This window comes from Burkholderia sp. LMG 13014, from assembly GCF_905232215.1.
Classification (GTDB): Bacteria; Pseudomonadota; Gammaproteobacteria; order Burkholderiales; family Burkholderiaceae; genus Burkholderia.
The window spans coordinates 41,255-61,649 of sequence record NZ_CAJNKE010000002.1 but is presented as its reverse complement, the minus strand read 5'-3'; the positions used below and the strand labels follow the sequence as shown (position 1 = coordinate 61,649).

Genomic DNA, 20,395 nt, shown 5'->3' with positions numbered 1-20,395 from the left:
TCCGGAGAAACACGATGTCCACCCTTACCTTTCCCGGTCAGCAAGTCGGGGATTTCACGATCACGGCCATCAGCGATGGATATCTCACCGCCAGCCTCGACTTTCTGTCGAATATCGATTCGGCCGACGCGTCAAGAATCCAGCATGAAGCCGGACAGAAAGCGCCCGCCGCCGTGCATATCAATTGCTATGTCGTACGCGGCGCGGGCCGCACCGTTCTCATCGACGGGGGCGCGGGCGGGTTCAAGCAATGGGGCGGCCAACTCAAGACGAACCTGGTGCTTGCCGGTATCGAACCCGCTGCGATCGACACCATCCTGCTGACCCACGCGCATCCCGATCACGTCGGGGGGCTGGTGAATAGCGTGGGACAGGCCGCGTTTCCGAACGCGGAACTGGTGGTGCATCGGCGCGAGGTCAGGTTCTGGCAGGACGACGCCAATCTGAGCCGCGCCAGCGAGCGGGCGCGCGGTAACTTCTTCAAAGCGCGCCAGGTGTTCGGTGCCTATGGCGACACGCTCCGTCTGTTCGACGCAGGTCAAGTGCTCCCCGGCATCAGCGCGCTGCCGCTGCCGGGACACACCGACGGGCACACCGGATATGTGCTCGAATCCCGCGATCAAAGCCTGCTGGTGTGGGGCGATGTGGTTCATTTTCCGCATATCCAGGTTCAACGGCCGGAGGTATCGATTGCCTTCGATCACGATGCGTCGCTGGCAGTCGAGACGCGGTCACGGCTTCTCGATCAGGTCAGCGCGGAGGGGCTTTTGATCGCTGGCATGCATCTGGGGGAACTCGGGTTCGCACGCATCAAGCGCATGCGTGGCGGATATGAGTTGTGCTACGAGAACCAAGGATGAAGCCACACGTGTACCGACGTTCGATGCCACCACCTGAGCCCGGGATGCATTCGTCACCTGTTTAAGCTGATTGGCGTTTTTTGAGGGTTATACGACCTTTGAGCCATTCACTTCCCGTCCCATACTCCCCGTGGAAGATCAAGCCGGAGAAAGCGCACACAAGCCATCGCGCTTTGAACCTTTGGCCTGATCCATCACGCGCAAAAAAGGAGTGGAAGATGAGGCTTAAAAACAAGTCGGCGTTAATCACGGGCGGCACCAGTGGCATCGGTCTCGCAACCGCGAAGCTGTTCATTGCGGAAGGCGCCCGTGTCGCGGTGACGGGTCGCGACCCAGCGGCATTCGAACGTGTGAAGGCAGAACTCGGCGAGCATGCGCTCGTTCTCAAGGGCGACGTCCGTTCGATCGAGGACATGCGCGCGATTGCCGCTGAGGTGAACGAGAAGTTCGGTGGCCTGGATGTCGTGTTCGCGAACGCCGGCTGGGCGTTCCCGTCCGCAGTCAACGACATCAACGACGCACTTTACGACGAGATCATGGACATCAACGTCAAGGGCGTGGTGTTCACGCTTCAGGCGGTGCTGCCGGAATTGCGAGCAGGCGCGTCGGTCATTCTCAATACCTCGTTCGTCGCGCAGACCGGCAAGCACGGCATCTCGTTGACCGCGGCAGCGAAGGCGGCCGTGCGATCGCTTGCCCGCAGTTGGTCCTACGAGTTTCTCGACCGGAAAATCCGCTTCAACGCGATCGCGCCCGGCCCGATCGACACGCCGCTGCTCGGCAGGTGGGGCATGCCCGACGAATGGGTTCGCGACCGCAAGGCCGAGTTCGCCAAAGCCATTCCGGTCGGTCGCCTGGGCAATGCCGACGACGTTGCCTACGCGGCACTCTATCTCGCCAGCGACGAATCCTCGTACGTCGTCGGCACCGAGCTGGTCGTCGATGGCGGTGCCTCGCAGCTTTGAGCCTGCGGCGCCCGATTCCAGAGCCCGGCATGTCATCCCGGCTCATCCACCTACCTGATCTCACGTCCGCCACGCATTGCGTCGCGGCGGTTATTCCATCCGGCCCAGCCTGCTTGCACTCGCAGCGGGGCCGACGTGCAAGGAGAAACGATCTTGACCGACAGTAGCGAAAACCAGGCTTCCGGACAGCCGCTCACCCGAACAGGCCGCTCGCGCCGCGATATTCTCAAGTTTGGCGGCGTCGCGACCCTCGGCGCCGTCCTGGGTGGCGGAGCGTTGCTGGGGCACGCGCCCCCTGCGCTTGCACAGGAAGGCAGCGCAGGCGCACTTGCCCCGAACGACCCGCTCAATATCCTGATCGTCAATTACGATGGCGGAACGCTGCTCGACTTCGCCGGCCCCAGCGAGATTTTCCATCGGCTGCCGAATACGAACGTTCGCTACGCGAGCCTCGATGGCGGCAACGTGACGCTCGAATTCGGCGTCGTGTACGGCAAGACTGAACGGCTGGCCGATATCGACCAGACCGACGTGCTCCTGGTCCCCGGCGGGTCCGATTTGTCGGCGCCGATGCGCCCCGCGTATCAAGCGCAAATCCGGCGTCTGGCAGAAAGCGCCAAACACGTGACGTCGGTTTGCAACGGCTCGCTCGTGCTCGCCGCAACGGGCGTTCTCAAGGGCAAGCGCAGCGCCTGCCATTGGGCCTTCGTCAACAAGCTGGCCGAATATGGCGCGATCCCCGTGCCCGATCGCTTCGTGGAAGACGACAACGGCCGGTTCATGAGCGGCGGCGGCGTGACGGCCGGCATCGACTTCGCACTGCGCGTGGCAGCGAAGCTGCGCGGTCAGCAGGCCGCCGAATTCACACAACTCGCGATCGAATATGATCCCGCGCCGCCGTTCCACTCCGGCCATCCCAGAGATGCGCGGCCGGAGGTCGTCGCGATGGTCGACAAGAAGCTGCCCGGTGCATCCAGGGGGCTCGCACGCGTCCCAGGCGTTCGTTGAAGCGCTTGCAGGCAATGTAAGCACCGCTATCTTCGGGTCTCGATGATTACCGCAGCCGACATTGCCTGCTCCATCCGACAATCTTCGTAGTCCTCTCAAATCAATTTGATTCACGACCGGAAATCACTCGATGCAACAAATTCGTATGTGTACCGCTGCGCTTGCAGCCTGCGTCACCTTTTTCGCGTTTGCCGCGCCGGCGACTGCCGGTGGCGTGCAACGTCCGCCCGAAGCGGCGATCAAAGCCGAGAACGCGCGATGGGCGGATGCTTTTGCGCGAGGCGACTACGAGACGATCGGCCGCCTCTACACCAACGACGGCACGCTCTTGCCGCCCGGAGGCGACAAGGTCACGGGGAGCCGCGCGATCACCGCGTACTTCACCAAGGGGTACGCCGGATCAAAACCGGCCACCGTATCGTTCAGCAACTACGAGTTCTACGGTAACGATCGGGTCGTGACGGAGGTTTCGGATGCGGAGATCCACGACCACGATGGAAAGCTCAAATACCGCGGCAAGCAGATCCTCGTGTTTCTGAAGCAGGGCGGCGCCTGGAAGTTGCATCGCGACATGTGGAACGACTACGCTCCGCTCACAACGGATAACCCGTGATCATCCGGCGCAACGGACAGTGACGGACCCAAAGCGTCGCTAGTCCATTCGACGGTCGTTGACCAGGCATTGCGCTGATCGGCCAGCAGTCGATCAGCGCGCGCCGTTCGAGCGACTCTCGCGTCGAATCGCTTGCGGCGGGTGCCCGTGCAGTTTGATGAAGGCCCGCCGCATCCGTTCGGGATCGGTGAATCCGACAGCCAGCGCAATCTGTTCGATCGGTTCGCTGCCGCCCTGCAGGCGCAGCCTCGCCGCTTCGACTCGCAAGCGTTCGACCGCCTTGGCAGGTGTTTCACCGGTTTCCCGGCGAAATGCGCGTCCGAACTGTCGCGGACTCAATCGTGCGGCATCGGCGAGCCGCTCGACAGGCAACGCTTCGGCCAGATGTTCCCTCGCAAAATTCAGCGCGATGCGGATACGATCCGATTCCGGCTCCATCTGCGACATCGCGGAGAATTGGGATTGACCGCCTGGCCGACGATACGGAACAACCAGGAGCCTGGAGACCGCGCGCGCAACCTCCGCGCCCATATCTCGTTCAATCATGCCGAGCGCGAGGTCGATTCCGGACGCAATGCCAGCCGACGTCCAGATGCGGCCCTCCTCGATATAGATACTGTCGCCCTCGACCTTCGTGCGCGGGAAGCGCGACTGCAATTGCGCGGCGTATCGCCAGTGCGTCGTCGCTCTCAAGCCGTCCAGCAAGCCGGTTTCCGCAAGCAGAAACGCCCCCGTACACACGCTTGCCACCCGCGAGGCTCTCGCGCCCAGTTTCCTCGCGGCGGCGATATTCTCGGGTGTCTGCATCGGATCGACATCGCCGCCCACGAAAACGACTGTGTCGAACGTACGCCTTCCCATAGGCCTGGTTTCGATCGACAGGCCCGTATTGCCCGGAACCGGGCCGCCGGACTGTGAGATGACATGGAGATCATAGGGCGTGTGGCCCGCCGCTGTGGCAACCTGGTTGAAGGCCGACAGTGGCCCACCCAGATCAAGCACATCGTAGCCACGGCAAACAAAGAATCCGATTCGATGCATGACGAAGTCGCTAACTGAAAACCCCGGAAAGTCGCATTTTATAGAGAACCCTCAAATAGCGCCATTTGGCCTGAAATGAGGGAAAAAGGTCGTTTACGCGCTGATCGATTGTCCGTATGGCCGCTGAAAACCGAAGCACGCAGCGCAATTTTTTCAGCTGCGCCTGCACCTTTCCTGCAGAGGAATCGCGTCATGCGTTACGCTGCAAATCACGCCAACGCGTTCCCCCCCGCAACTTTCCATCCGAGTTGCCTCAAACATGCACGGTACAGAATTGAAGGTGGCCTCGCTGCCATCGCAGTTTCTCGAAGCAGCGCTGGCGTTGCTCGATTCGGCATTCGAGCAAGACCCGACGCTTGGCTGGTGCCTGTTCTCCGAAACGCCGGGATTCCACGAGCGCCGCGCCAACTATCTCGAGCGCTATCTGAAGTACCACTACGATGCATGCCTGCCGGCTTTGGGCGCCTGGCGCAATGACGATCTCGTTGCGGTCAGCTACTTTGCGCCCGCCTCCTGCAACGAATCGCCCCGCATGCTCGCAGCGCTTGGGCGCGACATCGCGATCGGTTGCGGTGCGTCATCGTTGAGCCGGATCGATTTGCTTCGCGAGACGCCTGCCGCGAATGCTCCGGGCACAGCGTGCAGCCGGGTTGAGTTCATCGGCGTATCCCCGGTTCGGCAAGGCGAAGGCATCGGATCGGTGCTTCTCCGTGCGACGTTGTCACATCTTGGAGACATCGATCCGTCGGCGAAAATAGCCCTGGAAACCGGAGAACCGCGCAATCTCCCGTTCTACGAACGCCATGGGTTGTCGGTCAAAGCGCGCATGGAATATGCCGGACTGACGCAATACACGTTGCAGACCGCCTAGCCGCCAACATCAACCGGGCCGGGATCCGCACCCGGCTCGCCCTACTCCGCATTCACCTTTCGCCATTGCATCGGCGACATCTCATAGCGTCCGCGAAACGCCCGACTGAACGCCGCTTCCGACGTATACCCGACACGCCCGGCGATATCCGAAATCGGCGCGCGGCTGTACCGCAACAACTCTGCCGCCCGATCCAGGCGCCAGGTCGTGAGATAACTCAGCGGCGCCTGCCCCACGACGCGCTGGAACCGGTCCGCAAACGCCGATCGCGACAGATTCGACAACGCGGCCAGATCGCTGACGCTCCAGGCACGCCCGGGATCCGCATGAATCGCGGACATCGCCGGGTTGATCCGGCTGTCGATCGCACCGGACAACCACCCGTGCCCTGCCGAGCCCTCCGTCGCCCAGGTACGCAGCAACTGGACGAAGATGACATCGAGCAACCGGGAGATCATCGCGGCGGCGCCCGCGCGCGGACTCAATGCCTCGTCGAGAATGAAATGGCAGCTCAGCTCCAGCCACTCGAACGGCCGCTCCCGCAATCCTTTCAGCACCAGCACCGGCGGCAGCACGGACAGCAACCGTTGCGACAGCACGCCGTCGAATCCGAAGTCGCCGCAGAGCCAGGTGGTGTCGCCACGCCCGATCGTCAGGCGCTCGCGGTCGTAGTACTTTGGCGCGAGATCCGTGACGAGACTGGCGGAGCGGCCCGGGCGGTCGGAGATGACGTGGCCGTGACCGTGCATCAGCATGACCAGGTCGCCTTGCGAAGCGTGGTAGCGCGCGTCGAGCCCCTCCACCTCGATCGCCACACTGCCGCTCCGGATGATATGCAAACGATACTTTCCGGCAGGAAAACGCAATCCGAAAGGTGCCGATGCCGCGCACGTGAAGACCGTGTTGCCGCGGATGCGGATCAGCTCCAGCACGTCGGAAAAGGCATCCCGCTTGAAGGAGAACGGATCTGCGTCATCGTCCAGCGCCGTCGGCGTTTGAGCAAAGAATTCCGGCTTTTGGGCCATGTCGCGTACTCGGATGGTCTTTATGATGGACACATCATTCACGCCGAACGACGCCCGTGTCAAAGACTATTCTCAAGGTACGTGGCGCACGGCAACCGCGTAGTCCCCCCTCGTTTCGAGGCTGGCACGGCAGGGGGTAGGCGGACCCGGAAATTCCGGGGTCCCACGGGCGTGATTTTCATCTTCCAGCGATCTACAGGAGCACGGATATGAATCCGGAAACGCGTACCGACACGGTTGTACTGATTCACGGCCTGTGGATGACGCCGTTGTCATGGGAACATTGGGTCAACCGCTACGAGCAGCGCGGCATGCGCGTCATTACGCCGGGGTATCCGGGCGTGCAGCCGGGTACGGCCGGCGTCGAGGCACTCCGCCGCGATCCGTCGCCGCTGGTGAATCTGGGCGTGCGCGAGATCTTCGATCACCTGGCCCGAACCATCGCGGCGCTCGACACGAAGCCGATCATCATGGGGCATTCGTTCGGCGGCGCGTTCGCCCAGCTTCTGCTCGATGCGGGCTATGGCTCGGCCGGTGTATCGATCGACGGCGCCGCGGTGAAGGGCGTATGGGCGCTGCCGTTCAGCGAGATCAAGGCGACGTTCCCGGTCCTGCGCAATCCGGCCAACCTGCATCGTGCGGTGCCCATTACCGAGAAAGAATTTCACTACGCATTCACGAACAACCTGAGCCTCGAGGAATCGAAGCCGGTCTATGACCGCTACGCGGTTCCCGTGTCGGGGCGCATCCTGTTTCAAGGCGGGTTCGCGAACGTTAGCCCGAATGCCCCGACGCGCTACAACTTCGCGAACGACAATCGGGCACCGCTCCTCTTTATCGCTGGCGGCAACGACAACATCCTGCCGCCGGCCGTGCAGCGCGAGAACTTCGAGAAGAACGCGAAGCGCTCACGGGCCATATCCGCCTACAAGCTGTTCGCCGGCCGCAGCCATTACACCTGCGGCGAGAAAGGCTGGGAGGATGTTGCCGACTTCGCGCTCGATTGGGCGCTGGCGCCTGCGGCGGGTGATCTCGGTAAGGGCTGAGTGGCCGGCAGGCATCGGAGAGGCGAAGGCGGTCCAACGACACCGCGGCCGACAGACGTCGGCCATCGCCACCGTTCACGTTCAGCGCCCAAACCTGCAGCAGGCCCTGCGCTCCGCCTCCGTCAATGCCCGTTCGAGCGACGACAGATCATTCAACACCTCGGGATTTGTATCCGACATGTCGACAAGGACGTGGCGACCGCAAGCCAGATCCGATGGCCCGTCCATTCAAACCTCGACCCGAATCTTGCCGAGATAGGCGACCGACGCAATCAGCAGCCCCGTAATCACAAGACTGCCACCGACAGGCGAAATCAGCGTCAACAAGCCGGCCAAGCCACCCGACAATGCTTCACTCGTGTTCGCCAATGTGGAGAACAGGCTGAAGTTCTTGCCGACGTTCGCGTCGGTCGAGAGATTCTGAATGTTGGTCGGCAAAATGACATCGGCGAATGCGCCTATCGCGCCAAGCACGAAGCACCCCGCAAAAATGGTTGGTGTACTAACCACACAGGCCGGCAGGATCGCGAGTGCAATGCCGTACATGCTCCAATAGAGCATCAGATTGCGCGTATCGAACCGTTGCATCACCTTGCTGCACACTACGGCGCCGGCCAGCGCGCCGAACGCGATGAAGCTCATTGCATAACCGACCATGCTGTCCGCGTAGCCGCTGCCTTTCAACAACGCCGGAATCAGGATGCGCAAGGCTGAACCGACGAACAGAATGCAAAGCGCGGAGTATCCGATCGTGACGAACAATTCGCGCTTTTGTAACGCGCCCTGGAGGTTCTGTCCGAAATCGCCGTAGAGACTCCGGATCGTCAGTTTCTCCTGGGAAAGCGTGGCGTCGTCGCGCATGTGCGCCGCGATGGCACACCAGACGCAGAGCGTCGACAGCAAATAGGTCGCGGCGTCGATGATCAACACGAAGCCCGGATTGCCAACGGCCGCCAGCATGATGCCGCCGAGCGCGGGCCCGACGAGTCCGCCCATTTCGGCCGCCATTTGCGTTGCCCCGTTGGCTGCAGGCAGGTGCTCGGTTTTGACGATCGCCGGAATCGTCCCCTGAAACGCCGGCTGGAACAGCGTGCGGAACGAGGTCATCGCCATGCCGATCAGCCCCAGTGAAACGAGGTCGACACGATCGATCGCGAGCAGCACGCAGAAAAGTCCCGTCGTGACGGCACGGGAGAGATCCGCGAATACCATCAACGCGCGGCGAGGCAGTCGATCGGACAATGCGCCGCCGAGCGGCCCAAGCACCAGATACGGGATGAAACGGAAGAAGTAGACGATGCCTGCGAGCGCCACGTTGTTGTGAGCGGCGTGTAGCACCGTGATGACGAATACGAACTCGTGAACACCATCGCCAATCTGGGACATGGCATTGCCGGCCAGCAAAACCGAGAATCGCCGTTCACGACGGAGCATGTCGATCATGGGTCCTGCCTCCTTTCGCTCCGCTGCTACTTGACTAGCGATGCCCTTGCCAGAAAATTCATGTCGCCCCCCCGTTTTTGCGAGGAAGGAGGGGCATGCCCCCTCCTCTTTCAACGCCCGATCCTGGCTTACCAGACGCCCATCTGCACCGGCACGGCCTGGACTTCCTTGGTTTCGAAGTAGCTGATCATATCTTTTATTCTGGAATCCAAACTAAAAGAACAGGATGCCTCCAGCGTGGATGTCGGATCAATTCCAACACTCGATGCCAGACCCGTTTCACTCGGAACGGATTCTTCATGACACGACTCGACATTGCCGTCGTTTCGGGAATGCACGAGCGCTCATGACGTCAATCAGCAAGCTTATTTGTCTGATTAAACGTGGACGAAACGTATCAAGAGAAAATATGACAGTCAAACTTTTTTTGATCGCATGAAAAAATGTATGGCCGATAATGGGCGCCACCAAGCGGACCGGTACCACGGCGGGTTTACCGCCCAGCGGCAACGCGCGTGGGATATCCGCGAAGCAATCAGAAATGAGATGGCCGATCGCACACGCGTCATCGTAGCCACCGGCATCGAGATTTATTTTTGTGGTCAGCAGGGCTCGTGGCTACGTGGCCAGATGGCTCGAACGAGACACAAAAGGACGCCTGAGACAGGTATTCCCCAAGAGGGTGGACTTTCGACCTATTGGCGGGTCAAGCTCAACGCTTTAGCCCGGCGGCGCAATGAACGTCCGCGAAAGACACGGGACTTCGATACACCGACTGAGCGCTTTCCCCCATTCGTTGCATCGCCGAATTGAATCCGCAGTCGATCACCGCCGTTCTCCATCGGCGGAAACTGGCCGGTTGGCGCACTTCGAGAAATTCCTTTCTGGCCGCCATTCAATTCGGATAACAAAATAAACTTTTCGCGCTCGCATGAACACCCACCCCACCGCATCACCCGCAAACGTCACCCCGACGATGCTGCGCGACCTGCACCGTCCCTGACAACACCCAACACGAGAAGTTACGCAAAGTCCTGCACCCGCCCTTTCCGAAACCGGGCACGCCGCGCGCTCAGCCTCCCTGCGGTGCTCATCGCATCACTGCCCAAGAACCCTGCTCGGCCCGCGCGTTGCCCGTTCGAACAAAATCGGAAACATTCAGCGAAACCGTATCGGCCTTCGCATTGGAACGCATCTTCCGTGCGACTGTCAGGATCGGCGCCAAGTGCTCGTAAAAGCATTCGAGTTGTCGCGCGTCAGATGCCAGTCGCTCGAGGTCGCACGCCTTCTCGAGAATCAACCGGGCAATATGAAAACGCTGAAGCCCGCGGCCGACCCGAACCTGAAACACGACGCCATCGCTGCTATGCGGCACCCCCGCCCATACGAGCGAACTGCGATCCATGAAGCCTCCGAGAAATCATAATCGTCACATCAATATGCCAGTCATCTCCGACGTTGCATATTTGTATTTCAAAATTGTGGCGTTCGACGCATCGGCGTTTTCGCGGGATCCGCATATTGCGCCGCAGCAAAAGTGCCCGTAGACTGGGTTCGCATTCAATGTAGTTGCCCCGCAGTCGCCCCATGACGGGAGAGCACGCCATGACGACTTCTTCACCCGCACTGAGCCCAGCGCCTCCCGCCCTCCACGTGTTCCAGCAAGATGGCGGCTGGCACTGGGGCATCACGGTTCCTCGCGCCGCGGGATCCGGCTTCAGACTGATCGCATTCAGTCACCACATCTTTTGCACTGAAGATACGGCCCAACGCGACGGCGATCGGGCGTTGGCCTCCATCGTTGCAAGTGACGTGCATTGAAACGCGAATCGAGCCATTGCACTGTCCTTGAGTTTTCACAGGCAGATGCAATACTCGTAGCACCCTTCGATGCGAGACCGCGTACCGCGCACGATGACGGACTCCGCCACTTGTCTGACTGACCCGATCGTCGGTGACGATCCAGACCGGCCGTTCTCTGCCTGCGGCCCCGGCTGGGGTACGTTGCAATCAAGCTTCCGTCAGACGTCATTCGAGAAAAGCGCGGCGCGCAGACTGTCACACCGACGCAATTCCTCACCGTGGCTGAAAGCAATCGAGAGCAGATCACGGCCACGGTCAACCGACCGACGTCGACGAAAGACGGCCGGCGAATCCCACTCGACACGTCAGACTTCTCAACCGAGGCCAGCTTGCAGGCCAGCATGCCGACAGCAGACAGGAGGTGTTACATGAACATCCGGATCTTGGTTCCCTGCACCGTATTTCTTGTTGCCCTCAGTGCTCAAGCGGCAGATATCACCGGCGCAGGCAGCACGTTTGCCGCGCCGATTTACGCAAAGTGGGCCGATGCGTACAAGAAGGCGGGCGGTGGCAAGGTCAACTATCAAGGCATCGGGTCATCCGGCGGCCTGAAGCAGATCAACGCGAAGACGGTGGATTTTGCCGGTTCGGACGCTCCGTTGAAGGATGACGAACTCGCGAAGACAGGACTGTTCCAGTTCCCGACGGTGGTCGGCGGCGTGGTGCCGGTGGTCAACGTGCCGGGCGTGAAGGCTGGCGAGCTGACGCTGTCGGGCCCGGTGCTCGGCGACATCTACCTCGGCAAGATCAAGAAGTGGAACGACCCGGCGATCGCCGCACTGAACCCGAAGGTCAAGCTATCGGACACCGACATCGCCGTGGTTCGCCGGGCGGACGGCTCGGGCACGAGCTTCATCTGGACCAACTACCTGTCGAAGGTCAACGGCGAATGGAAGTCGAAGGTCGGCGAAGGCACGACGGTCAACTGGCCGACGGGCACGGGCGGCAAGGGCAACGACGGCGTCGCAGCCTTCGTACAACGCCTGCCGGGTGCGATCGGCTACGTCGAATGGGCGTACGCGAAAAAGAACAACATGGTCTACACCGCGCTGAAGAACTCGACGGGCACGGTGGTCGAGCCGAAGACCGAAACGTTCAAGGCCGCTGCCGCAGGCGCGAACTGGTCGAAGTCGTTCTACCAGATCCTGACGGACGAGCCGGGCAAGGACGCATGGCCGGTCGTCGGCGCGACGTTCGTGCTGCTGTATGCGAAGCAGGACAAGCCAGCACAAGGGGCGGAAGCGCTCAAGTTCTTCGACTGGGCATTCCACAACGGCAACCAGGCCGCCACGGAGCTGGACTACATCACGCTTCCCGATTCGGTGGTGGCTGAAATCCGCAAGCAATGGAAAGAGAAAATCAAGGATGCCTCCGGTAAGGCGATTGCAAACTGAGTGCGTCAGGTGGGACGCACCCTTGCCCGCCTTCGCACTGCGGCGGAGAAGATCGTCCCTCCGATGAGCTTCCAGCATGTTCGTTATGGCCGACAGTCGACGCCCGTCGCGATCATGAGCATGCTTGAATTGCACTTGGGCCGGATGCGCCGATCACGTTACAATCCGCGGACCATTCGAGTCATGAGCGCAGAGGCGCTTCCTCGCGCCGACGCATTCCTGAAAGGCTGACGCACATGCCTTGTGAAGCCTGCACGACCATGCGCACGATGTCCGATCCTGTCGCCCATGGCGAACTGGTGGAATTGCACAAGCCAACGAAGTTGCGGCCGCTGGGACGCCCGGCAATAGTCGTGCGGCAGTATCGCTGCCGTCTTTGCAAGACGAACTGGCTGCTGGAGTGCGACCCCGTGCAAGCCGGAGGCACCGAATGGCTCTGCCTGGACGGGGCATCGAACATTCTCGCCCCCTCTTCCACACGGCAGCCCACCGCCGTGGCGACCGGGCGCGCCGGAGAAGCCGCTATCGGGAACACGGCGATACTGCCGAACCCGGCTCACTGCAATGGCGGTGGCGCCCTCTTCTAGTGCACGACGGCTACGGCAGGTAAGGCGCGATATTTGCGAGCGCACGGGAAACGTACTCGTCCTTCTCCCCGACCGGCGCAACGTAGTGGAGTGCGCTCCGCGCGGCTTCCTCACCTTCCGTGCGCGCAATGATCCATGCGGCCAGATACTGCGAAGCGAAGCAGCCACCTGCCGTTGCGACGTTACCTTGCGCGAAGAATGGCTGATTGAGCACTTCGACGCCCGCCTCGACGACCCAGGGTTTGGTCGTGAGATCCGTGCAGGCCGGGATGTTGCCGAGGAAGCCGAGCTTTGCGAGAACCAGCGTGCCCGAACATTGGGCACCAATCAGTTGCCGGGCAGGATCGAGATTCAACTGCTCCATCAGCGTTGCGTCGTTGACGACCTCCCGGGTTTGAATCCCGCTCCCGACGATGACGGCATCCGCCGTGCAGGCATCCGCCAAGGTCGACTGCGCCTGCACGGTCACACCATTCATCGACGTGACGAAATGCTCCGGACATGCAAGCGTTACCCGCCAGTCGGGCTTCTTGATCCGATTGAGCACGCCAAGCGCGATGAGGGAATCGAGTTCGTTGAAGCCCTGGAAGGTCAGAATCGCGATGTGCATGGGGCGCCCTGTCTGAAGTCTGTCGATGCATATTGCCAGATCGCCGTGATGAACGCCTTTACCATGCCGAAGACATATTGTTTCGACCACGGCAACCTGGTCAGAAGGCGCAATTCGCGCGCTCACGTCAGAGCGATTGTCGACTTCGGCGGACAACGCAACTTTTCCCGGTCGCATGAGCACGCAACTGACTGCAGCACCCGCGAACGCGGCATCCAATGATGCAACAGTAGCTTTATCTGATAAGGCCCCACCGGAAAAGCTACGTCTGGATCTACTCGCGCGCTTTGGGGAAGTGACCCCGAAGAAGTATTCGACACATCCGGACTCGGTCATTCCCGCACATCCAGAAGCAGCGCAATCGCCGGCACAGCCAGTTGCGGTGACCACTCGCATGCATTTGAAGAAGTCACCGTCGGCTGAAGTACCGAGTCAATGATCTCCATACAATTGACGCGACCTGCTCACTTGATTTATCGTGGATTCATGCAACGCCAATTGATTTCCCTCGCGAGCATCACCACCACGACGACCACCGGCAACGGCGGGTCGTCTGGAGGGTGCACGCGGTAGTTTCAGCAATTGCATACCTTCAAGGGCCCCGCCGGCAACGGACGGGGCCCTTCGCGTTTATGGCGCTCCGTGTGTTACCGGCACACACCTGCACGGAGTCATCATGAACGACAGCGATCATCGCATTCTCGGCAGCAATCTCGACCTGTTCCATCAGCAGCACGAAGGTCCGGGTATGGTTTTCTGGCACCCACGTGGCTGGGCGCTATACCGCGTGCTGGAAGATTACGTGCGAATGCGCATGCGTCGCGCAGGCTTTCGCGAGATCCGGACACCGCAACTACTGGCGCGCGCGTTGTGGGAACGCAGTGGACATTGGGACAAGTTCGGCTCGCAAATGTATGCGCTACCCGAGCGATCGATGATCGATCCATCGGCAGGTGTCGATCACGACGATGCGCTGGCGCTTTGTCTGAAACCGATGAGTTGTCCATGCCATGTGCAGGTGTTCAATCAGGGGCTTCGTTCATACCGTGAGTTGCCGATTCGCTATAGCGAATTCGGTGCGTGTCACCGGGACGAACCCTCTGGCTCGCTGGAAGGGCTCAAGCGCACACGTGCGTTTGTGCAAGACGATGCGCATGTGTTCTGCACGAAATCGCAAATCGAAAATGAAGTCGTGCGCTTTTGCGAGTTACTGAGAGCAGTCTACGCAGACCTTGGATTTTCGTCCGTCACGGTGGCGCTGGCGACGCGGCCAATTCAACGGGCCGGCGACGAGGCAGTCTGGGATCAAGCCGAAGCATCGCTCGCGGCCGCGGCTCGTGCGGCCGGTCTGGAATTCGAACTGTCCGAGGGCGAAGGTGCCTTTTATGGACCCAAGCTCGAATTCAAGCTGTCTGACAGTCGTGGCCGGGAATGGCAATGCGGCACGATTCAGCTGGACTTCGTGCTCCCCGAGCGGCTGTCCGCGCATTTCATCAACGCGGAAAACGTACGAGAGACGCCGGTCATGGTGCATCACGCCGTGCTTGGCAGCATGGAGCGTTTCATCGCGATACTGCTTGAACACTACGACGGTTGGTTGCCTGTATGGCTCGCGCCCGAACAGATTGTCGTGGCGAATATCAGCGATACGCACGCACCCTACGCCATGCGGGTGGTGCAGATGCTGGATGGCGCGGGACTGCGCGTCGTCGCTGATTGCCGTGCCGAGCGACTGGAGCGAAAAATCATGGACGCCCGGAGATTGCAGATTCCGTTATTGATTGCTGTAGGGGCACGCGACGAACGGAATGGAACGGTCAGTATCCGCAACCGCAATGGCGATCAGGTTACGCTGCCGCTCGCCGAGGCAATCACGGCTTTATTGTGCGAGGCCAAAGTACCGGCACCATGATCGCACCAAGCGCCTTCACGACCTACGCTCACCCTGTTTCAGAATCGGCCGTGAGCGAACGATCTTGATGTTGATGTCGACGTCGAGCGGCCGAAATGGGCCGATGTCTTCACGAATGCGAGTGGAGGATCGCAGCATGTCGTCTAGCTACGTGCCTGCCTTCGAGGTTCGCAATGGCCGCAGGAATACGATTCCCGTGTTGGCGACAATCCCGCATAGGGGAACCCACGTTCCTCCCGATATTGCCGCTCGCATGGTACCGAAGCATGCTCGGTGGCAGCGTAACACGGACTGGTTCTTGGCCGACCTGTACGCCTTTTTACCGGAAGTGGGGATCACCACCATCGTGGCGACGCATAGTCGATATGTCGATGACGTCAATCGTGATCCCGGGCAGGCACCCTGCGCGAATCGATGATCGAAGGACGCGTGACACCGGGTGTGACGGTCGGCATAAATTCGGACGTCGGCGCTGGCGCGTCGATCATGGGAACGCTGTCGTGCGGAGGCAAGAGCAAGAACGCCATCGGGGAGCGCAGCCTGCCCGGAGCGAACGCAGGCATCGGCAATTCACTTGGCGACGAGTGCATTGTCGAAGCCGGTCTTGACGTGTACAAGGCTGAACTGGACCAAACAGACAACGTCAGATCGTCTGACTCGGTTCGGCGGCGGATTCAACCGGCCGTTCGACACGGCGTTCAAAGTCGCTGAAAATAGCGTCAGGCTTAACTTCTTCTCGTCACTCACCCTGACGGGTGTCCTTGCGATAGTCGGAAGGACTACTACCCGTCCAGTGCTTGAACGCGCGGCAAAAACCGGTGGCATCGGAAAAGCCAAGATCAAACGCCAGCGCTGCCACGCTCGTATTCGAGTTCGTCAGCCGATCGACCGCGATATCCCGTCGCAGCCCGTCTTTCACTTGTTGGAAATGTGTGCCTTCTTCCGCAAATCGGCGATTCAGCGTGCGAACGGAGGTATGCAGCGCCTGCGCAAGGCCCTGAATCGTCAGCGGCTGCGCTATGTTCCGCTCAAGATACTCGCGCGTTTTGGCCACAATGGAACCATGATGAAATGCGCTGAATGTCCAGTCCCCCGGCGCGCCTTTCAGGAACGCCCATAGCTCGTGTTTCTCGCGCTTGAACAGCTCGGCACAATCCTGGTACGAGAAATAAATGCTCGTCATCCCGGCATCGAAGTGCACCGCTCCGGGGAACAGGAATGCATAGTCTTCGACGTGCCTCGGCCTGGCGAAACTGAACTCGGCCCGGTGCAGGATGATCTCCCTGCCTAGCAGCCACGATGCGATGCCGTGCGCCAGCTTCATCATCAACTCGTGCCCAAGCGGTGTGACCTGCGTATCAGGCGCCCTTTCCACCAGAGCCAGTCGCACCAGATCGTTCTTCGTCGAAATCTGCAACCGGTAGTCATCCAGCAGCAAATTCCAGAAACGAACAAACCGATTGAACGCGACCAGCACGGTAGGCGCATCCAGCAGGCTGAGCATCAGATACTTCAACGTGCCGCCCCGGATCGGCCTGGACCAGAGTCCCAGCATCTCGTCGTCGAGCGTCGCCGCGACCGTCTTGTACAGCACGACGTATTGCTGGCGCGTGATTCGCGCATCCGGCTGATTCAGCAGCGACTGCGGGATGGCGGCGCTTGCGAGTAGCTGTGCAGCCACGTCTTCTCCGTGACGGGTGCGAACGGTGCGCAGCATCCCGTGCAGGAAGTGAGCCGAAACGGTGAGAGAACTTTGCCGGGACAGGTTCATGATTCGCTCATTATGGCGCATTTTGCATATCGATTGGCACGATGCGCCAGTTCTTCACCCGCCCCATGCCTATACTGGCAGGCAATTTCCGCGATTCTTGAAGTTTGAGAGCATCGCCAGATGGCGCATTGCGCCAATCGCTGGTGGCATTTCTACGTCAGTCAAAAGGGGAGCATGGCTTGAATACGAGACGTATCGTCGTGACCGGGATGGGTATCGTTTCGCCGTTGGGATGCGGCGTTGAATCGGTATGGAACCGTCTCCTGAAGGGGCATTCAGGCCTGGCCGGTTTGCCCGGCGACGTCACGGAAGGGATTGCATCGAAGGTCGGCGGCGTGGTGCCCGTGTTGACGTCAGATTGCCCATGGGGATTCGATCCGGACCTCGCGGTAGAGCCCAAGGACCAGAAGAAGATGGACCGGTTCAGCCTGTTTGCGCTCGCCGCGGCGCAAGAGGCCCTGACGCAAGCCGGATGGCAGCCTGAATCCGAAAACGCACGCGAAAGGACGGCGACCATCGTGGCGTCTGGCGTGGGCGGGTTCGGCGCGATCGTGGAGGCCGTCAGAATCACGGATAACCGCGGACCGAGGCGGCTTTCTCCTTTTACCGTTCCCAGTTTCCTTGCCAATATGGCCGCGGGCCATATCTCCATCCGTCACGGCCTTCGTGGCCCGCTCGGCGCACCGGTGACTGCCTGCGCTGCCAGCGCACAGGCCATCGGTGACGCAGCGCGCCTGATCCGGGCCGGCGAAGCCGATATTGCCGTGTGTGGTGGCGCCGAGGCCTGCATCGATCGAGTCAGCCTGGGGTCGTTCGCCGCGGCAAGAACCATGTCCACCGGCTTCAATGATCATCCCGCGCAGGCATCCCGCCCATTCGATTCCGGACGAGACGGTTTTGTCATGGGAGAAGGCGCCGGCATGCTCGTCATCGAAGACCTGGAGCACGCATTGCAGCGAGGCGCCACGCCGATCGCGGAAGTGCTCGGTTATGGCACAAGCGCCGACGCATACCACATGACGTCTCCACCCGATGACGGCGCTGGCGGGCGACGTGCGATGGCGCTGGCAATCCGGCAAGCGAATCTTGAACCCGGGATGATCGGGCATTTGAACGCACACGCGACGTCCACGCCGGTAGGCGACATCAGCGAGCTCGCGGCCATCAAGGCGATATTCGGAACAGGTCGAGGCCCCGCCGTATCCGCCACCAAGTCGTCGACAGGGCATTTGCTCGGGGCAGCCGGCGGCGTGGAAGCCATTTTCACCGTGCTCGCGCTGCGCGATCAGCTCGCGCCGCCTACGCTCAATTTGACGCAGCCGGATTCGGCGGCGGAAGGCATCGACATCGTCGGCGGATCGCCCCGCCAGATATCGACGGAATATGCGATCTCCAATGGCTTTGGTTTTGGGGGTGTCAATGCCAGCCTGGTGTTCCGTCGACTTTGATCCTGAATTCGAGCCGAATGAAGATCCCGAACGCAGGCCCTGGCGCCATTGACCGAGTCAACGACGGGTACCACGGCCTGCACGTTTCGCGCGCATCCATCCACGTTTGCAAAATGGCCAGCCACGTTCCATCGCCGGCCTGACGCCCCCACGAATCAGGGCTGGCGCTTGCCGCGGCCGCCGGCGGGTTTGCCAGCCGGCTTGCGCGAACCTGCGGCGGGCTTGCCGGCGGGTTTGCTGCGCGGCTTCTGCGCGCTGAATGGGCTGCCACTGGACAAGCTCGCGCCCTTACCCGCAGCCCCAGCCCCAGCCCGCTGTGCCGCAGGCTTGCGCTTGTTCTCGCCACTTTGCGGGCGCGGCTTGTTGGCGGGCGCCGGCATGGCACCCGACCCAGCTTGCGGCACTTTGGGCTTCTTGGGCTTTTTCGGTTTCTTGATGATCTGGCCCGTCGCGCTGGTTTCCGGCACGCGGTGCTCGGCCTCGAAACCCGGCTCTTCTTCACGACGCAGCGTCTGCCGGATCAGCGCCTCGATCGCGGCCAGTTGCGGCGCTTCGTCGGCACACACCAGCGACACCGCCACGCCGCTGGCACCTGCGCGGCCAGTACGGCCGATACGATGCACATAGTCTTGCGCCACGATCGGCAGATCCACGTTGATCACCAGCGGCAGGTCGTCGATATCCAGCCCGCGCGCTGCCACGTCGGTGGCGACCAGCATCTGTACTTCGCGCGCCTTGAAGCGTTCCAGCGCACGCAGGCGCGCAGGCTGCGGTTTGTCGCCGTGGATGGTGTCGACCGCATAGCCCGCTTCGTCCAGCATGGCCGCCAGGTAGTCCACGCCATTGCGGGTCTTGACGAACACCAGCGCATGCTCCCACTTGTTCTCGGCCACGAGGTGCATGAACAGGTCGGGCTTGTTCCGCTTGTCGACCGTTACGACCCACTGCTTGATCTTGCTGGCCGTCGCATTGGGCGGACTGACGCTGATATTGACCGGGCCGCGCAGGATGCTCGCCGCCATCGCGCGGATATCGTCGGTAAACGTGGCCGAGAACAGCAGGGTCTGGCGCTGCGCCGGCAACGCGGCAAAGACGGCGTTGAGTTCGCGCGCAAAGCCGAGATCCAGCATGCGGTCGGCTTCGTCCAGCACCAGCGCCTGGACTTGATCGAACTGCACCGCGTTCTGGCGGTTGAGATCCAGCAAACGGCCTGGCGTGGCCACGAGCACATCGACGCCCTTGCGCAACTTCATCATCTGCGGATTGATGCTCACGCCGCCGTAGGCCGCCAGATATCGCAAGTCGAGGCCTTGGCCGTAAGCGACGAAGCTCTGCAGCACTTGTTCGGCCAGCTCACGCGTGGGCACCAGCACCAGCACGCGCGCGCGGTTGCTGGACACCGCCGGGCCGTGTTGCACCAGCCGTTGCAACAGCGGCAGCGCAAAACCCGCCGTCTTGCCGGTGCCGGTCTGGGCCGCCGCCATCACGTCCTTGCCATCGAGCACGGCAGGAATCGCCTTGGCCTGCACCGGTGTCGGGGCCTGGTAATTGAGGTCCTGCAGATTACGCAGCAAGGGATCGATCAGGCCGAGCGAGGCAAAAGACATGGACGTATTCCGGGCTAAAACCGCAATTCTAGCGGTTGCCGGGCGGTTCAAGGCCCGCCGCGCCTGGCTGGAGGCCGCCGGTGGGGGGGCAGATACGGCCAACCGGAAGCAGACGCTGACGCAAAGCAGCCCGATCCAGCCCATTTTCCGGCACCCGGTCGCCCCTCGTCGCCCCTCGGCCCTTTACCTGGCTATCACCTCATCGTTTATGGTTCGGGCAACAAGGTCAGGTGAAGGTCGATGCATCGCAGCGCCGAACCGGCGACGCAGGCGGGCTTGAGCCGCTCGACGCTGTTCCGTGACGAAAGCCAGGTGATAAGCTCGATGCCGG

Annotated in this window: 18 protein-coding genes; 11 read left to right on the top strand and 7 right to left on the bottom strand. The window is 61.2% G+C overall.

Annotation, left to right across the window (positions count from 1 at the left end; genetic code table 11):
• Positions 1–14: 14 nt before the first annotated feature.
• The 4 genes from JYJ84_RS00705 to JYJ84_RS00690 all read left to right on the top strand — a co-directional run bounded on the left by JYJ84_RS00705 (position 15) and on the right by JYJ84_RS00690 (position 3,446).
• Entirely contained in the window at positions 15–860 is an 846-nt protein-coding gene (locus JYJ84_RS00705) for an MBL fold metallo-hydrolase (RefSeq protein ID WP_175221118.1), read from the top strand.
• A gap of 218 nt (positions 861–1,078) precedes the next feature.
• Positions 1,079–1,825 (top strand): SDR family oxidoreductase, encoded by a 747-nt coding sequence (locus tag JYJ84_RS00700; protein ID WP_175221212.1) that lies wholly within the window; start codon positions 1,079–1,081, stop codon positions 1,823–1,825.
• 153 nt (positions 1,826–1,978) lie between these two features.
• Positions 1,979–2,833, top strand: coding sequence for a DJ-1/PfpI family protein (locus JYJ84_RS00695; protein ID WP_175221116.1), 855 nt, complete (start codon positions 1,979–1,981; stop codon positions 2,831–2,833).
• Positions 2,834–2,963: 130 nt separating this feature from the next.
• The gene (locus JYJ84_RS00690) at positions 2,964–3,446 is read left to right on the top strand and encodes a DUF4440 domain-containing protein (protein ID WP_175221114.1); all 483 of its coding nucleotides are present in this window, start codon (positions 2,964–2,966) and stop codon (positions 3,444–3,446) included.
• A 93-nt stretch (positions 3,447–3,539) separates the two neighbouring features.
• Here JYJ84_RS00690 and JYJ84_RS00685 read toward each other — a convergent pair whose 3' ends face one another.
• Positions 3,540–4,487, bottom strand: coding sequence for a GlxA family transcriptional regulator (locus tag JYJ84_RS00685; protein ID WP_122949931.1), 948 nt, complete (start codon positions 4,485–4,487; stop codon positions 3,540–3,542).
• A gap of 259 nt (positions 4,488–4,746) precedes the next feature.
• Between JYJ84_RS00685 and JYJ84_RS00680 the strand changes: the two genes are divergently transcribed.
• Positions 4,747–5,358 carry a GNAT family N-acetyltransferase gene (locus JYJ84_RS00680; protein ID WP_175221113.1) on the top strand — a complete coding sequence of 204 codons (612 nt, stop codon included), beginning with the start codon at positions 4,747–4,749 and terminating at the stop codon, positions 5,356–5,358.
• A gap of 41 nt (positions 5,359–5,399) precedes the next feature.
• Here JYJ84_RS00680 and JYJ84_RS00675 read toward each other — a convergent pair whose 3' ends face one another.
• Positions 5,400–6,383 (bottom strand): AraC family transcriptional regulator, encoded by a 984-nt coding sequence (locus JYJ84_RS00675; protein WP_122949933.1) that lies wholly within the window; start codon positions 6,381–6,383, stop codon positions 5,400–5,402.
• Positions 6,384–6,592: 209 nt separating this feature from the next.
• Between JYJ84_RS00675 and JYJ84_RS00670 the strand changes: the two genes are divergently transcribed.
• On the top strand, positions 6,593–7,429 hold the full coding sequence (locus JYJ84_RS00670; RefSeq protein WP_175221111.1) for an alpha/beta hydrolase: 837 nt from the start codon (positions 6,593–6,595) through the stop codon (positions 7,427–7,429).
• Between the two features lie 228 nt (positions 7,430–7,657).
• On the opposite strand, the gene JYJ84_RS00665 is transcribed toward JYJ84_RS00670, so the two are convergent.
• Both JYJ84_RS00665 and JYJ84_RS00660 read right to left on the bottom strand, forming a co-directional pair.
• Complete coding sequence (locus tag JYJ84_RS00665) at positions 7,658–8,872, bottom strand: MFS transporter (RefSeq protein ID WP_175221109.1); 1,215 nt, start codon at positions 8,870–8,872, stop codon at positions 7,658–7,660.
• Positions 8,873–9,962: 1,090 nt separating this feature from the next.
• Positions 9,963–10,277 (bottom strand): hypothetical protein, encoded by a 315-nt coding sequence (locus tag JYJ84_RS00660; RefSeq protein ID WP_175221107.1) that lies wholly within the window; start codon positions 10,275–10,277, stop codon positions 9,963–9,965.
• A gap of 826 nt (positions 10,278–11,103) precedes the next feature.
• On the opposite strand from JYJ84_RS00660, the gene pstS reads away from it, so the two are divergent.
• On the top strand, positions 11,104–12,129 hold the full coding sequence (gene pstS, locus JYJ84_RS00655; RefSeq protein ID WP_175221105.1) for a phosphate ABC transporter substrate-binding protein PstS: 1,026 nt from the start codon (positions 11,104–11,106) through the stop codon (positions 12,127–12,129).
• A gap of 597 nt (positions 12,130–12,726) precedes the next feature.
• Here the strand turns inward: pstS and JYJ84_RS00650 are convergent.
• Positions 12,727–13,326, bottom strand: a complete 600-nt coding sequence (locus JYJ84_RS00650; RefSeq protein ID WP_175221211.1) for a DJ-1/PfpI family protein — start codon at positions 13,324–13,326, stop codon at positions 12,727–12,729.
• 676 nt (positions 13,327–14,002) lie between these two features.
• On the opposite strand from JYJ84_RS00650, the gene thrS reads away from it, so the two are divergent.
• Genes thrS through JYJ84_RS38330 form a run of 3 tightly spaced genes read left to right on the top strand, consistent with a single transcriptional unit; the run spans position 14,003 to position 15,949 of the window.
• On the top strand, positions 14,003–15,238 hold the full coding sequence (thrS, locus tag JYJ84_RS00645; RefSeq protein ID WP_175221103.1) for a threonine--tRNA ligase: 1,236 nt from the start codon (positions 14,003–14,005) through the stop codon (positions 15,236–15,238).
• Positions 15,135–15,656: an N-formylglutamate amidohydrolase gene (locus JYJ84_RS38445; RefSeq protein WP_368041411.1), complete on the top strand. Its 522-nt coding sequence runs from the start codon at positions 15,135–15,137 to the stop codon at positions 15,654–15,656. Before thrS ends, JYJ84_RS38445 begins: the two co-directional genes overlap by 104 nt.
• Positions 15,653–15,949 carry a DapH/DapD/GlmU-related protein gene (locus JYJ84_RS38330; protein ID WP_307872084.1) on the top strand — a complete coding sequence of 99 codons (297 nt, stop codon included), beginning with the start codon at positions 15,653–15,655 and terminating at the stop codon, positions 15,947–15,949. Before JYJ84_RS38445 ends, JYJ84_RS38330 begins: the two co-directional genes overlap by 4 nt.
• A 28-nt stretch (positions 15,950–15,977) precedes the next feature.
• On the opposite strand, the gene JYJ84_RS00630 is transcribed toward JYJ84_RS38330, so the two are convergent.
• Positions 15,978–17,009 (bottom strand): AraC family transcriptional regulator, encoded by a 1,032-nt coding sequence (locus tag JYJ84_RS00630; protein WP_175221099.1) that lies wholly within the window; start codon positions 17,007–17,009, stop codon positions 15,978–15,980.
• 179 nt (positions 17,010–17,188) lie between these two features.
• Between JYJ84_RS00630 and fabF the strand changes: the two genes are divergently transcribed.
• The gene (gene fabF, locus JYJ84_RS00625) at positions 17,189–18,457 is read left to right on the top strand and encodes a beta-ketoacyl-ACP synthase II (RefSeq protein WP_175221097.1); all 1,269 of its coding nucleotides are present in this window, start codon (positions 17,189–17,191) and stop codon (positions 18,455–18,457) included.
• 155 nt (positions 18,458–18,612) lie between these two features.
• On the opposite strand, the gene JYJ84_RS00620 is transcribed toward fabF, so the two are convergent.
• Positions 18,613–20,064, bottom strand: coding sequence for a DEAD/DEAH box helicase (locus tag JYJ84_RS00620; RefSeq protein WP_175221095.1), 1,452 nt, complete (start codon positions 20,062–20,064; stop codon positions 18,613–18,615).
• Between the last annotated feature and the right edge of the window lie 331 nt (positions 20,065–20,395).

Excerpts from the sequence above, each read along its gene's own strand:
- JYJ84_RS00700 (WP_175221212.1), top strand. The coding sequence starts at position 1,079 with ATGAGGCTTAAAAACAAGTCGGCGTTAATCACGGGCGGCACCAGTGGC.
- JYJ84_RS00670 (WP_175221111.1), top strand. The coding sequence starts at position 6,593 with ATGAATCCGGAAACGCGTACCGACACGGTTGTACTGATTCACGGCCTG.
- JYJ84_RS00620 (WP_175221095.1), bottom strand. The coding sequence starts at position 20,064 with ATGTCTTTTGCCTCGCTCGGCCTGATCGATCCCTTGCTGCGTAATCTG.
- thrS (WP_175221103.1), top strand. The coding sequence starts at position 14,003 with ATGAACGACAGCGATCATCGCATTCTCGGCAGCAATCTCGACCTGTTC.
- JYJ84_RS00690 (WP_175221114.1), top strand. The coding sequence starts at position 2,964 with ATGCAACAAATTCGTATGTGTACCGCTGCGCTTGCAGCCTGCGTCACC.
- JYJ84_RS00680 (WP_175221113.1), top strand. The coding sequence starts at position 4,747 with ATGCACGGTACAGAATTGAAGGTGGCCTCGCTGCCATCGCAGTTTCTC.
- JYJ84_RS38445 (WP_368041411.1), top strand. The coding sequence starts at position 15,135 with ATGGAACGGTCAGTATCCGCAACCGCAATGGCGATCAGGTTACGCTGC.
- JYJ84_RS00660 (WP_175221107.1), bottom strand. The coding sequence starts at position 10,277 with ATGGATCGCAGTTCGCTCGTATGGGCGGGGGTGCCGCATAGCAGCGAT.
- JYJ84_RS00705 (WP_175221118.1), top strand. The coding sequence starts at position 15 with ATGTCCACCCTTACCTTTCCCGGTCAGCAAGTCGGGGATTTCACGATC.
- JYJ84_RS00630 (WP_175221099.1), bottom strand. The coding sequence starts at position 17,009 with ATGAACCTGTCCCGGCAAAGTTCTCTCACCGTTTCGGCTCACTTCCTG.
- pstS (WP_175221105.1), top strand. The coding sequence starts at position 11,104 with ATGAACATCCGGATCTTGGTTCCCTGCACCGTATTTCTTGTTGCCCTC.
- JYJ84_RS00650 (WP_175221211.1), bottom strand. The coding sequence starts at position 13,326 with ATGCACATCGCGATTCTGACCTTCCAGGGCTTCAACGAACTCGATTCC.
- JYJ84_RS00685 (WP_122949931.1), bottom strand. The coding sequence starts at position 4,487 with ATGCATCGAATCGGATTCTTTGTTTGCCGTGGCTACGATGTGCTTGAT.
- JYJ84_RS00665 (WP_175221109.1), bottom strand. The coding sequence starts at position 8,872 with ATGATCGACATGCTCCGTCGTGAACGGCGATTCTCGGTTTTGCTGGCC.
- JYJ84_RS38330 (WP_307872084.1), top strand. The coding sequence starts at position 15,653 with ATGATCGAAGGACGCGTGACACCGGGTGTGACGGTCGGCATAAATTCG.
- JYJ84_RS00675 (WP_122949933.1), bottom strand. The coding sequence starts at position 6,383 with ATGGCCCAAAAGCCGGAATTCTTTGCTCAAACGCCGACGGCGCTGGAC.